Below are 13,492 nucleotides of genomic sequence, written 5' to 3' on the forward strand. Positions count from 1 at the left end.
CCATCTACAAGCAAAATGGCTTTCTTCCATTTCTTTTAAAATATAGAAAAGATATTGTGCCTATTTTTTAATCTCAATATATTTCATAAATTCGTATATTGCAAAAACCTCTCCACCACCCCATTAAACGCCTCCGCCCTCTTATTGGCAATAAAATGATCCCCCTCCAAAAAGACCAGCTCCGCATCCTTGATACTGCGGGCAATCAATTCCGTATGAGAACGCTTAATCATATCCTTTGTTCCCGCAATCACCAACGTTCTTGCCTTGATTTTCCGCAAATCCTCTGGCTTCACATTGGGATCATGAACCATCAGTCCAAGCAGCTCCGCATTTTGGCGGGCCTTTGGGCTTTTGGAAGCAAAGAGGCTTGTAATCCTATATCCTATGGTAATAGGAATCTGCACAGAAGCCTTTACTCCCTTTGAATCCAGATTGACCCCATTTAAAATAAGATTTCGGACACACTCCGGATACTTCGTGGCAAATGCCATAGCAATATTTCCCCCATCGGAAAATCCCAGAATATCCGCCTGTTGGATTTTATGCTCATCAAAGAAAAGCTTTAAATCCTCTGCAAACTGTGCAATGGTAAAGGGTGCATGCCCCCTTGGCGTCTTCCCGTGCCCTCTGGTATCCAATGCCAATACCCAGTGAGTTTTTGAAAACCTGGCGATCTGGTGAATGAAATATTCATGATTCTCGCCGTTTCCGTGAAGCAGAATCAACGGAAATCCCTCACCTGCTTCTTTGTAATAATTTTTTATGCTCATTGTTCCCTCTCTTTTATCGTCCATTAAGATATTGATTACCCATATTAAAATATGGCGAAAATGCGGAATCGACTATAAAGCCCCAAGCCCCACATTTTCGTCATAATCATCTGCTTTTCAACTGCTTATGTTCCCTTATACGAAAGCTAAACCTAGCCATTGTTTTATTTCTTCCATGGGTACATCCAGGATCTCTGCAATATCCTCTGGGGAACTGCCTTTTTCATATAACTTCCGAGTGACTTATTTTGCTTTCTTTTCTGCTCTTTTTCCGCTTTTCTTTCCGCTCTTTCCTCAGTCTCTTTCTCCTTGCCGGCGACATAAGTTGGATAAATGTATTCGTCATCAAATAATATCATCATATTTCCATTTTTCCATCATTTATCATCATTTGTAACGGATCTTCTTTGGTATATCATAATCCTATCATAATGTAATCTACATAGCAATTTGTTTTCCGAAAATGATATGAATTATCTCCCCTGCTCCAAAGGATATATCACAAGCTCACTCTTGATTCCGTTCAATTCAATCACCTGCTCCGCCTCCGGATTGGAAAAACTCTCCACCTGCTTTCCGTCTCTCTCATAAAAAATATGGGTGCCAATCCCCTTGCAGACAGCGCCAAAGTCTATTCCCGCCGGCACTCCCATTCGGGAAGATGCCGATATCTGATTCACGGATATCTCCCCGTTTAAAGAATGGCAGCGGATATCCATATCCAGATTACAGTCAATTTCCACAGGCCCGGCTACATCCCGAAGCTCTAGCCGCCTCACTTTCAAATCAAGCTCCAACTCCTCACATTCCAAATTCCTTACCTCAACCCGTTCTCCATTTACTGCAAGCTCCATTTTTTTCAGATATTGCCTTGGAATCTGCAGAAATATCACCAGACTTTCTTTTGCGGAGGCTTCCGTCACTGTGCTTCTGCGGCTGATATCCACATCCATACTGTTTCTGTTATCATCAATCCTCACCTTAAAATCCTGTTCCAGTGTCGGTAGGATATTGGATGCAAGCCGAACATGAATCTTCTCCCCCTCACAGCCGGATAAAAATACCTCATGAGCACCGCCAAGATTGATATCATAATTCTTGGGACGATCCACATCATACTCCGTCACACTTTCATAGAGATAATCCGGCTGACTGCTCTTTGCCACCCTATTCGACAGCAATTCATCAATGGAAATATGAAATAGCGCAGAGATCGCCATAATATTTTCAATATCCGGAATCCCTGCATCCGTTTCCCACTTCGTAACCGCCTGTCTGGATACCCCTAGCTTCTCCGCCAGCTTTTCCTGAGACATTCCTGCCTGTTTGCGAATGGACTTTAATTTTTCACCAAATGTCATATCTGTCAATCCTCCTGTTCCCGTTCCATAATATTTTTTTGTTTTCTTTTTTACAGCTTTAGTATAGGAAACCACACATTACAAAACAAGAAAGCAAGAGTGGCTTGTGGGGATTTTCCGCTACTTTGCGTGGCATTTTTCAAGATTCACTGATATTTCATAAACTCCGGCATAAACCATCCAACATTATTGTCCAGCTTAAGACAATATGCCGGCATTTCCCCCTCACCCTCATATAAATAATAATACTCCAGCCATCCGTGCGTAATATAAATATACTCATGCTCCAGCCTGCCCCAGGTATCAAAATAACTCTGCCATGTGGTATACCATGTTCCAAACATCCGTGGATTATGATAGTAAAATCTCTCTTTCAGATTTCCATTGGGATAATACTGGTAATCCATCCACAACAAAATCTCCGGCTCTTCTCCCTCTTCTACGGCCCCGTTCACCTCATAATGTGACACTTGTTCGGATGCCCCATCGTACTCAATCATTTCCTCATAGCTTTCTTCCCCCGAAAGCACATCACCACCTACCGTTTCAAATCTGCCATAATCCACCGAAATCCCATCTGCACTCCATTCCTCCGTCAGCCCCTGAAATGTAAATCCACAAGCTCCCGAAGTCATAATATCCGAGGGATCCCGTTCATAATAATCGATTCCGCAGCCAAGCTGTGTTTCCTCATTATAATAAAACTTTAAACGCTGTGTACCATCCGGCAGTATGTATTCATAGAACGGCTTCTCATTGGCAAATCCATATTGCTCTAAAAAAACCTGCTCATCTGGATACCAGAATTCGTGATTTTCCACATTTTGATCTATATAGGCATAAATACCCTCATGTGTCATTTCTTCCTGTTCACCCGATGCTTCCCATGGCAGCTCTGACCAGAGTAATTCTTCTATATATTCTCCTGATATCTCCCCGCTTTCCGCACTTGTCAGACCGCCCTGGATATATTTCATCACACGGCCAAAATTTCGTTCCGAATCCTTTCTGCGAATATAGAGCTCCATAGAACCATCGCCGTCAAAATCGCAATAGGCATAAAGCCATTCCTCGCCTGCATATTCCGCTTGTAAATATGCCTCGTAGAGCGCCCTCTCTTCTTCCGAAAGTCCGTCTTCACCCTGAGAAGCCTCTTCTTTCGTATCCATATTCTCCAAATCAGCAGCATACTCTGTCTGTTCTTCTTCTGCAATCGGGTCATCTTCCGGAACGCTTCCCCCTTTGCATGCGCACAACAGCCCCAGGCACAAACCGCTGACTAACCCCAGGAAAAGTTTCGCCCAAAATCTGTTTCCTTTCATCTTCCGTCCCCTTAATTTATCTCATACCCTGCACCTGCAAGGACTTCAAGTGCGTCCTCATACTGTGCCCTCTTCACCAGCACATAATCCGTCCGATAAGTAGACACCACAAAAATCCCAATCTTGGCCTTTGCAAGCAAGGCAGATATCCCTGCCAAAATCCCAATTAAAGAAAAATCAAGCTCTCCCTCTATCCGAAAAGCCCTCCATCCATCCTCTCTTTGCAAAGTATGCTCCGGCACATCCTCCGTCATGCAGACCAGAGAAATCTCTTCATCCGTCTTCCCCACAAAGCAGAATTCCTTTGTGAGATCAATCTCACCTTCATCAGCAACCGTACAAATGGTAAAATCTTGTTCAATCCTGTTCAGCTTCATCTCCCAATTCCTGCCTATTCTCCTAATTATTCTCTCCAAAGTTCCCTGATTTCTCTATAATTTTCTTATCCTGTGTTTTATTTCTTCTCTCTAACTTTCTAATATCCTCTGCCGCCGGTAATTCTTCCGGCTTAATTCCTCGCTTGCCAAGCATTTGCCGAATCCCGGTATTATTTTGAACATGTTCTATTGTAATCGCATTCTCTCCCTGTAAATCCTTTTCCTCTACATTATAATTTGTCATTTCTGTCGCAAGATTCTTAGCTGCTATTGTTAATGTAGGTAAAAAATCCGCTAAAGGTCTCTTATCATTTACACCTAGCTTTGCTTTCATATCCTTTGTAGAGTATCCGCCGAACAACGCCTGATCTCCTTTAGAGCGAATTCTTGCAAATCCACTGTCATCAATTCCACGCTCATAAATATTTTGAGACAATCTTTTTTCCGATTCTTTTAACCGTTCTCTCGCCTGCGTCCGTTCAATATAGGCAATTCTCTCCTCAATTACTTCCTGCTTTCTGGTCTGTACCGCAAAATAACTTTGTGCAAAGGCAATCTCCTCTTTATTTGTATCTCCATTCATTGCTATCAGATAACAAGCGTATCTGGTAAGCATATAATCTCTAATCTGTCTTTTCGCTCCACTTCCCAGTCGAACCATTTTCGTGACCTCACGAAAATGGTTTCGTGGTTCGATTTGTGAAGTTTCACAGGATTCCACTGCACGTTTTATGGCTTTTTCAAAATTCTCCCAACGACTATATCCCAATAATTCCATTAACTCTCTGGCGTACCAATACTCTATATTTTCCTCTGTTGTATTCACCGCATTATCGAATTCTTTCATAATAATATGAAGCTTTCTCTTGTCCATAAATGCAATTCCTTTCTTCAATCTTGTTGGCAATCTATTTGCGGCAGTCTGATATTCCTTTTCAGACTTTCATTCAACGCTAGGAACAAATCCCCCGTCCACAGCTCCTTAACTGCAAACGGGGGAAATTTTCACTTAACTATTTCTTCTAAAAATCATATCCTACAGGTATCCTCTAATAGGCAAACTCTGTCTCCCAAAAATATACCTTACGGGTGCACCATAATGCATGCCTAAAGGGATATATTAGAGACTACTATTCTGATATGAATTACATAATCGGCTCCAATCCTAATACCGGATGTCCTTTCTCAGTCAGGAATGCCATCAAGGTTTCCTCATCCGTAGCAACGGTCTCATCCGCAATCATATCGCAGAAGTTGTCAATGCCGTATTTCTCTTTCGCAGACTTATTCAAACGTTCAGCCACGTCATCCTTAAGCTCCTTGGGCATCCATACGATACGCTCAAAGCCGCCCTCTGCGCTCATAAACTTCTTGGAAGCAATAAAGTGTCTTCCATGTCCCATAAATCCGGGGGTCTGCACACCGCCGCCCGTCATGGAAGCCAGCTCGCCAAAGGTCATTCCAAGAGGTGTCATGCCGGCATACTCACGGTTGGCAATGATAACACCATTGGAGAATGGCTCAATACCGCAGATACACTCGAAGCATCCGCAGGAGGTCATGGGATCTTCCATGATGGAGTACAGCGTAACCTTGGAAAGAGCGCCCTGGGTGGCCTGCTCTACCATCTTATTTACATCCGGGTATACACCCTTTACTTCATCCTCGCAGCCCTCCTTGGAAATAGGCTGGCATGGGCCGGTAGGTGTCAGCTCCTTGGTAGCCTTTGCATCCAGCCATGAAACGGCTCCGCAAAGTCCCAGTCTCTCAGGCGTTACCACGCAGCAGTGAGAGGGAGCAAAGGACTGACACAGCGTACAGGTATAGAATACATCAACGCTCTCGTCTGTTAGGGACTCCAGTCTCTGGTCTCTGGATGCATAAGCCGGCATAGCCGTTCCGTCCAGAATCTCCTGCACCTTGGCAGCATCCGTCACCATAGTAATCTGACATTTATCCACAACAATATCAAACTCGTCCATAATCATTGCATAGAGAACCTCTGCAAAATGGGTAAGCCTTAAGCCCTTTTCAAAAGCTTCCTTATTAATACGCACACGAATCTGATTTCTCTGTCCGGTGTGCATTACACCCTCCATATAGTTGAACCAAGCATGAATCTTACGCTCAATTACAGACTCAAAGTCAGACTGCATCTTAGCCCCTGCAACCTCAACAAAGGTAGCCAGCGCATAAGTTCCGCCTGCTTCCAAAGCGTCCAGATCGCCGCCAACAATGGTGATCTTGTGATCCTCAACCTCACTGTCCTCTCTTGTCTGAACCAGCTCACAGGTAGGCTGCTTATGGGAACTGAACTCAACCTGCATATCACCCTTACGGATAATCTCACCCTCAAATGCGGAAGCAAATGCAACCGGAATGGGAAGCTCCTTTACCTTAATCTTAATATTGCGAAGCTCTAAGGACTTCTTCACGGTCACAGCGTGATCCGTTACAGACTCCAGAGCGCCCGGAACCTGATTCTCGCCCAGATCCACATCTGCCACTACCGGGAAGCCCAGAGCGATAGCACCTGCTCCTGCGGATACCACTACTTCATTCAGTGCTCCGAAAGTATTTACAAATGCAGGAACTCTTTCCTTGGTATAAGCCAAAAGTCCAGGAAGATCGCCCGGTGTTACATTACCGAAGATCAGAGCCGCACGAATGGCAACGGTAACTACATGAATCACAGAGGTAACGTCATGTCCCAGAGGAACCACACGGAAGTCAAGACCGATCTTTACGCCACCCTCCATGCACTGTTCAATCACGTCGCCAATCAGGAAAGTCATAATACCCTTGCTCTGATAATCCTTTACTACATCCACTACATTTGCAGCGTCATCCGCCTTGCCCAGCACAACAGCCACGCCGGGGATGTCGCCGGTTACCAGCGGAACGCCCAGAGAACGGATAATCGGGTCCGGAACAAAGCCGATGCCGCTGTCCTCTGCATAAGGATCTGCGCTCTCCACATACTTTAAGGCCTCGATAATTTCAGCTCCCACTGCCGTAGCAAGTCCGGCGTTGAGGGCATCGCCCAAATCCTCCTTGTTGGTAATCAGGCTCTTCAATACGCCCACGCAGGCAGGCAGATCGCCCAACTTACTTACTTTCACGCCTGTTGCCGCATAGATAGTAGGCAGGAAATACGCCGTATCCGGCATTGCAACCTTTTTGTCCTCTCCGTGCTTTGCAATGGCATCATTTACGGCATTCTCGGTAAGACCCGCAACCGCATTGGAGCCTCCATAAATCAAATCTGTTAATACGCTCATAGTATCTGTCCCTCCTTGGGTTTAATGTTTTTGATACCCTATATAATTCAAATTTTATCACTCTTGTATAAGGAAGTCAATATCCCCTGGGAGGGGTTTTGTGAAAATCGCCAAGGCCCGGATCCATTACAAACCAAATCTATATCTGTTTTTGTATTTTCCTCCAACAGCTTTATCACCTTCTCCGCAACGGGAAGCAGCTGAATCCCTTTCTCGTCGCACAGCTCCTGAAGCCATTTCATCATTCCCAAGTACTCCTCCATTTCCTCCTGACTCAGAATAAAATGCTGTCATCACCGGAATAAAACAGCCTCTCTCCAATCAGAAGCACTGCATAAAGAAGCCCCATATGAGTAAGGTATAATTTGCTCCATGCCAGATTCCCGTAAGCAGAAATACAATCAGCAATTTCTATTTTTCTCCTTACACTACCCTTTCAGCTTCTCCGCAAAATCTGCCATAGCCTCAGAAATCTTCAGCTCCTGAGGACAGACCGCCTCACAGCTTCTGCATCCAACACATGCGCCGGGTTTCTTCTCCTCCGGCTCGGCAGCCAATGCCATAGGAGCAAGGAACCCACCTCCCGTAAAGCAATGCTCATTATACAGACTGAGAAGCTTCGGAATATCCAGTTCCTGGGGACAATGACTCACACAATAATGACAGGCCGTACAAGGCAGTGTTCCTCCAAGAAGACCGTCCGCAATCTTAAGAAGCGTCTCTTTCTCTGTCTCATTCAAAGGCTTCTCCGTCTCAAAGGTATGTAAATTCTCCTTAAGCTGCGTGAAATCCGACATACCGGAAAGAACCATGGCAACCTCCGGAATGGTCTGCAGGAAACGGAATGCCCAGGCCGGAATCTTCTCTTCCGGACGAAGAGCCAAAAGCTTCTCTTCGGCAGCATCCGAAAGCTTGGCAAGCCTTCCTCCCCGCAGCGGCTCCATCACCCATACAGGAAGCTTCCACTCTTTCAAAAGCTCTACCTTGCCCTTTGCATTCTGGAAGCTCCAATCCAGATAATTAAGCTGGAGCTGGCAGAACTCCATCTCACTTCCATAGGCATCCAAAAAGCGCTTCATAACCTCCACACTTCCATGGGCGGAAAATCCCAAATGCCGAATGCGTCCTTTCTTTTTCTGCTCCACCAGATAATCAAAAATCCCATACTTTCTATCCAGGTAAGCATCAATATTCATCTCACATACATTGTGAAACAGATAAAAATCAAAATATTCCACACCGCATTTCTTAAGCTGCTTCTCAAAAATCTCCTCCACCTTATCCATATTAGAAAGGTCATATCCCGGAAACTTTGTAGCCAGATAATACTTCTCTCTGGGATAATGAGACAAAGCCCTCCCAATCACAAGCTCCGAATTGCCGCTGTGATAGCCCCAGGCCGTATCATAGTAATTAATCCCCTGCTCCATGGCATAATCCACCATCTCCTGAGCAGCAGCCTCGTCAATCCTGGCATCATCCCCGTCCGCCACAGGCAGGCGCATCGTTCCCATGCCAAGAGCAGACAGCTTCATGCCTTGAAAATCCTTGTAAACCATAATTCTGTTCTCCTTTCCAAGCATTTGACTTTTTGTTGTAATTTCAGTTATAATCAAACCATTCATGAAACTATGTTTATATACTACAACTTAAAGTCAGCTTTAAGTCAAGGAAAAATTACCAATCCTTGTCAAAAGCACAATCATTTCGAGCTAAATGAATACCATACCATATCCATATGTTGATTTTACACACAAAAACGAGGTTAAACCATGTTTTACACAGTAGGAGAAATTGCAAAAAAACTAAACATCCCACCCTCCACTCTCCGCTATTACGATAAAGAGGGTTTACTCCCTTTCGTAGAGCGTTCCAGCGGAGGCATCCGCATGTTCAGCGACAGAGACTTCGAATCCCTGTCTGTAATCGAATGCCTGAAAAAAGCCGGCATGTCCATCAAAGACATTAAGCTCTTCATGGAATGGTGTGAAAAAGGCGACTCCACCATCCCCGAACGCCTGGCCATGTTCCGCCGCCAGAGAGAACAAGTTCTCTCCCAGATAACACAGCTTAAGGAAACCTTAGAAATTCTCGACTACAAAGAATGGTACTACGAAACCGCCCAGAAAGCCGGAACCTGTGACATCCACGAAACCCTAACCCCCTCAGACATCCACGAACGCTTCCGAAGCATCCAGCAAAAACTCCAGCAAAAATCTGCCGGCGAATAACCGTCCCCAAAGTCAGGGACTGCCGGAAAATAAGCCTCCCAGCTTATTTTCCGGCAGTCCCGTCCGCCTACATTAAAATATTCCGAAAATCATTAAACATCACAAACACCATAAGAGCCATCAAAACCATCAGCCCCACAAAGTGCACCATCCCCTCTTTCTCCGGATCAATCCCTCTTCCCCGAATAGCCTCCAGAAACAGAAAAACCAGCCTGCCCCCGTCCAGGGCCGGCAAAGGCAGAAGATTCATCACCCCAAGATTCGCCGTAAGCAAAATAGAGATGTAAAGCATATTCAGCCAAACATAAAAAGCCCCATCCGCCCGGCTGCTCTCATAAGTATCCCCAATGGCATTCACAATCCCCACGGGACCGGAGATATCCTCCGCTCCCACACTGCCGCCAAACAACATCCCAAGGCTTTTAATCGTAGTAGAGATCCAATACTTCACCTCATAAGCGCTATATCCAATAGTCTTAAGAATATTCCCTTTCGTCCGAATCCCGGAACCCCGGAATCCCAGATAATACATCCCGCTCTCCGACTGCTTAGGCTCCAAAATCACCGTATGGCGCTCCCCATCTCTCTCATAGGTCAGTTCCACCGTCTTCCCCTGATTCATCTGCACATACATACTGACTTCTCTATACACATGAATCCGGGTATTATTCATCTTCACAATCCGATCTCCAGGCTGCATACCAGCCTCCGCCGCCGGATAATCTTCCGTCAAAGCCGCCACCACCGGCGCATCATACCCAATACTTCCAATCACAAACAAGGACAAAATAAAAGCCAGAATAAAGTTGAAAATCGGCCCTGCCGCCACTACGGAAATCCGAGTCCAGACAGACTTTGCCGCAAAGGAATCCTCCGGAATTCCGTTTACCAGCACTACCTGTCTCCTCCGGTTCTTCTCCCCGGAAAGTACATCTACAACCTCCGTCCGCTCCATCATACTGCCCGGAGCATCCGTCTCCGGACTATATCCATCCTCTCCCTCCATCATACAGGAACCTCCAAAGGGCAGGAGTTTTAAAGAATAGCGGGTCTCCCCTATCTGTTTGCTTAAGATCCGGGGCCCCATGCCAAGGGAAAACTCATTGACCCGGATGCCTCCCCTTTTAGCCAGGAGAAAATGCCCCAACTCATGAATAATAATAATTAAACTAAAAATAATCAATGCCAGTAAGATTTTCAACTTACCACCTGCTTTCAATAAATTCGTATACCGTCTGTTCCGTCTCAAGAATCTCATCCACCGTGGGATTGGGCATCACCTTATGCACTTCCATACTGGCTTCAATAATCTCCGGAATTTCCAAATAGGCAATCTTCCGTTCCAGAAACTTGCTCACCGCCCGTTCATTGGCTGCATTGTACACCGTAGGCATAGACCCGCCCGCAGCAGCAGCATCAAAGGCAAGCTTTAACCCTTGGAAAGTCTCCATATCCGGCTTCTCAAAGGTAATCTCCGTCAGCTTCCAAAAATCCAGCCGTTCTCCGGGCAAATACCGCCTCTCCGGATAATACAGGGCATACTGAATAGGAAGCTTCATATCCGGCGTGCCAAGCTGGGCAATCACAGCCCCATCCACAAACTCCACCATAGAATGAATAATACTCTTCGGCTGAACCACAATCTGAATATCCCTGGGCTCCACGCCAAAAAGCCATTTCGCCTCCATCATTTCCAATCCCTTATTAACCAGCGTAGAGGAATCAATGGTAATCTTCCGCCCCATAGCCCAGTTGGGATGCCGAAGAGCGTCCTCCACCTGAATCTTTGTCAAATCCGAGCGTTTTTTTCCACGAAAGGGTCCGCCGGATGCCGTAAGGAGAATCTTCTTAAGCTGCCCCCGGTTCTCTCCCTGCAGGCACTGGAAAATGGCGCTGTGCTCACTGTCCACCGGAAGAATCTTCACTCCTGTCTCTTCTGCCAATGGTATAATCATATGCCCGGCAGTCACCAAAGTTTCCTTATTTGCCAAAGCAATGTCTTTTCCTGCTTTCATAGCCGCAATGGTAGGTATAATTCCAATCATTCCCACAATGGCCGTGACCACAATCTCCGCTTGCGGACAGGTACAGACCTCCACCAGTCCGTCCATACCTGAAACTACCCTTACATCCAGATCCCGAATCCGTTCCCGCAGATCTTTTGCACTCGTCTCTGTCCAGACAGCCACAAGCTTCGGAGAAAACTCCCGAATCTGCTCTTCTAACTTTTTCACATTGGAGCCTGCCGCCAGAGAAACGATCTCCAGATCTCCATTCTCACGGGCAACCTCCAAAGTCTGTGTTCCAATCGATCCGGTAGAACCCAGTATAGCAATTCTTTTCATTCTTATCCGTTCCTTTCCTTGTTCTGCCCATCCTTTCAGGGCATATAGGTATACCCGTAGGGTGTTTCCTTGATCTGCCCATCCTTTCAGGGCATAAAAGTATACCCGTAGGGTGTTTCCTTAATCCGCCCGTTTTCTCAGGGCATAAAGATATATGCCCCAGGGCACTTTAGATATCTTTTTACAAACTCAGCATTGCCAGAACAAATATTACCGGTGCTGTAAAAATCACACTGTCAAACCGATCGAGGATCCCTCCATGACCGGGAATCAAATGGCCATAATCCTTAATATCATGATTCCGCTTAATAGCAGAAGCCGTCAGGTCTCCAATCTGAGAAAGCACGGCCCCGGCTCCACAAAGCAGGGCACAGACACCCGCCCTTTCCGCCATAAAAAAGCTTCCGTACAGAAATCCAAGAAGTGCCGCACCCGCAACTCCTCCTATGGCACCCTCAATCGACTTCTTCGGGCTTAGCACAGGAGCCAGCTTATGTTTTCCAATCAGCATTCCCACCGCATAGGCACAGGTATCACAGCCCCAGGAGCATATAAAAATCAGCCAATACAAAGACATTCCCATTCCGTACCCGAACAGATCAGACATCCGAACCAGGTAGAGAAAAGACAGCATGCCCGGAACATAGATAACACCGAAAAAGGCAGACATAACGTCCTCAATCCGGTATTTGGGAAATGTAAATACATAGATCCCCATAAGCAAAAGGAGGTATGCAAACAGCAGCAAAGGCAGGCAGACCAGAGTACTCGGACTCCCCAGCACATACCTGTTTACTCCCATTCCAACCAGCAGCACATAAAGAACGGAGACCATCCCTCCCAAAATTCCAAAAATTCTACGTTCAAGCTGAAACACCCTGGCAAACTCTGTATATCCAATCACAGAAATCAGTAGTGTCAGACCAAGCAAAAACCATCCGCCCAAAATCCCGGCTGCAATCATAATCGCCAGCAATATGATTCCACTGACAAGTCTGGTAAAAAATGACTTCAACTATGCCTCCTCCTTAACCCCGCCATAACGCCTGTCACGTCCATTATAAGCCTCGATTGCTTTCATCAGTTCATCCTTTGTAAAGTCAGGCCAATGTACATCAGCAAAATAGAATTCCGTATAGGCAAGCTGCCAGAGAAGAAAGTTGGAAAGCCGCTGCTCTCCGCTCGTTCGAATCAGCAAATCCGGATCCGGAATATCCGCCGTATCCAAATAGGATGTGAAAGTTTCCTCGGAAATATCCTCCGGCTTTAATTGACCGCTTTCCTGATCCGCCGCCATTTTTTTCATGGCACGGATCATTTCGTCCCGGCTGCCGTAATTGATGGCAATCTGGAAATTCAGACCGTCATTGTTTTTGGAAGCTTCCTCAAGCTCATCAATTCGTTTTCGGATGTCCTCTGCCAGCCCTGTCTTATCCCCGATTACACGAACACGCATATGATTTTTTTCGGCAGTTTTCAGGCAGGTCTTCATGTAATTACGCAGAAGCTTCATCAATGCATCCACTTCCTCCTGGGGACGCTTCCAATTTTCGGTGGAAAAGGCATATACCGTCAGGTACTTGATCCCTATGTTCCAGGCTTCCCGGCATATGGTTTCCACATTTTTGCTTCCCTGAGCGTGACCATAGTTCCGGGGCATGCCCTTGGACTTGGCCCAGCGGCCGTTGCCGTCTAAAATAATTGCCACATGTTGTGGTATCTTCATTATAATTCTCCTATTTTAAGTTCCGTAATATCCTTTCAACACACCTTAACCTAAATCAATTCCCAGCCACAAGTAC

General features: G+C 45.9%; 13 protein-coding genes. 1 reads left to right on the plus strand and 12 read right to left on the minus strand.

Features of this window, described 5'->3' with window-relative positions:
* Window positions 1-83: 83 nt before the first annotated feature.
* The 8 genes from VSQ61_RS03130 to VSQ61_RS03165 all read right to left on the minus strand — a co-directional run bounded on the left by VSQ61_RS03130 (window position 84) and on the right by VSQ61_RS03165 (window position 8,673).
* A complete protein-coding gene (locus VSQ61_RS03130) occupies window positions 84-773 on the minus strand; it encodes an alpha/beta fold hydrolase (protein ID WP_334342969.1) in 690 nt (229 codons plus the stop codon).
* 473 nt (window positions 774-1,246) lie between these two features.
* Entirely contained in the window at window positions 1,247-2,134 is an 888-nt protein-coding gene (locus tag VSQ61_RS03135) for a helix-turn-helix domain-containing protein (RefSeq protein ID WP_334342970.1), read from the minus strand.
* Between the two features lie 146 nt (window positions 2,135-2,280).
* The gene (locus VSQ61_RS03140) at window positions 2,281-3,456 is read right to left on the minus strand and encodes a hypothetical protein (RefSeq protein ID WP_334342971.1); all 1,176 of its coding nucleotides are present in this window, start codon (window positions 3,454-3,456) and stop codon (window positions 2,281-2,283) included.
* Between the two features lie 11 nt (window positions 3,457-3,467).
* Entirely contained in the window at window positions 3,468-3,833 is a 366-nt protein-coding gene (locus VSQ61_RS03145; RefSeq protein WP_334342972.1) for an ACT domain-containing protein, read from the minus strand.
* Between the two features lie 22 nt (window positions 3,834-3,855).
* Window positions 3,856-4,707 (minus strand): DNA damage-inducible protein D, encoded by an 852-nt coding sequence (gene dinD / locus VSQ61_RS03150; protein ID WP_334342973.1) that lies wholly within the window; start codon window positions 4,705-4,707, stop codon window positions 3,856-3,858.
* Between the two features lie 271 nt (window positions 4,708-4,978).
* A complete protein-coding gene (gene acsB, locus VSQ61_RS03155) occupies window positions 4,979-7,114 on the minus strand; it encodes an acetyl-CoA decarbonylase/synthase complex subunit alpha/beta (protein WP_334342974.1) in 2,136 nt (711 codons plus the stop codon).
* A gap of 47 nt (window positions 7,115-7,161) precedes the next feature.
* On the minus strand, window positions 7,162-7,359 hold the full coding sequence (locus VSQ61_RS03160) for a hypothetical protein (protein WP_334342975.1): 198 nt from the start codon (window positions 7,357-7,359) through the stop codon (window positions 7,162-7,164).
* Between the two features lie 183 nt (window positions 7,360-7,542).
* A complete protein-coding gene (locus VSQ61_RS03165) occupies window positions 7,543-8,673 on the minus strand; it encodes an aldo/keto reductase (protein ID WP_334342976.1) in 1,131 nt (376 codons plus the stop codon).
* 213 nt (window positions 8,674-8,886) lie between these two features.
* Here VSQ61_RS03165 and VSQ61_RS03170 point away from each other — a divergent pair, with 213 nt between their 5' ends.
* Window positions 8,887-9,345: a MerR family transcriptional regulator gene (locus VSQ61_RS03170; RefSeq protein WP_334342977.1), complete on the plus strand. Its 459-nt coding sequence runs from the start codon at window positions 8,887-8,889 to the stop codon at window positions 9,343-9,345.
* A 67-nt stretch (window positions 9,346-9,412) separates the two neighbouring features.
* Here the strand turns inward: VSQ61_RS03170 and rseP are convergent, their stop codons facing one another.
* The 4 genes from rseP to uppS form a co-directional block, all read right to left on the minus strand.
* A complete protein-coding gene (rseP, locus tag VSQ61_RS03175) occupies window positions 9,413-10,546 on the minus strand; it encodes an RIP metalloprotease RseP (RefSeq protein ID WP_334342978.1) in 1,134 nt (377 codons plus the stop codon).
* Between the two features lies 1 nt (window position 10,547).
* On the minus strand, window positions 10,548-11,690 hold the full coding sequence (gene dxr / locus VSQ61_RS03180) for a 1-deoxy-D-xylulose-5-phosphate reductoisomerase (protein ID WP_334342979.1): 1,143 nt from the start codon (window positions 11,688-11,690) through the stop codon (window positions 10,548-10,550).
* A 181-nt stretch (window positions 11,691-11,871) separates the two neighbouring features.
* Window positions 11,872-12,705: a phosphatidate cytidylyltransferase gene (locus tag VSQ61_RS03185; RefSeq protein ID WP_334342980.1), complete on the minus strand. Its 834-nt coding sequence runs from the start codon at window positions 12,703-12,705 to the stop codon at window positions 11,872-11,874.
* Complete coding sequence (gene uppS / locus VSQ61_RS03190) at window positions 12,706-13,416, minus strand: undecaprenyl pyrophosphate synthase (protein ID WP_334342981.1); 711 nt, start codon at window positions 13,414-13,416, stop codon at window positions 12,706-12,708.
* Window positions 13,417-13,492 lie beyond the last annotated feature (76 nt).

This window comes from Candidatus Merdisoma sp. JLR.KK006, assembly GCF_036941035.1.
Classification (GTDB): Bacteria; Bacillota; Clostridia; order Lachnospirales; family Lachnospiraceae; genus Laedolimicola.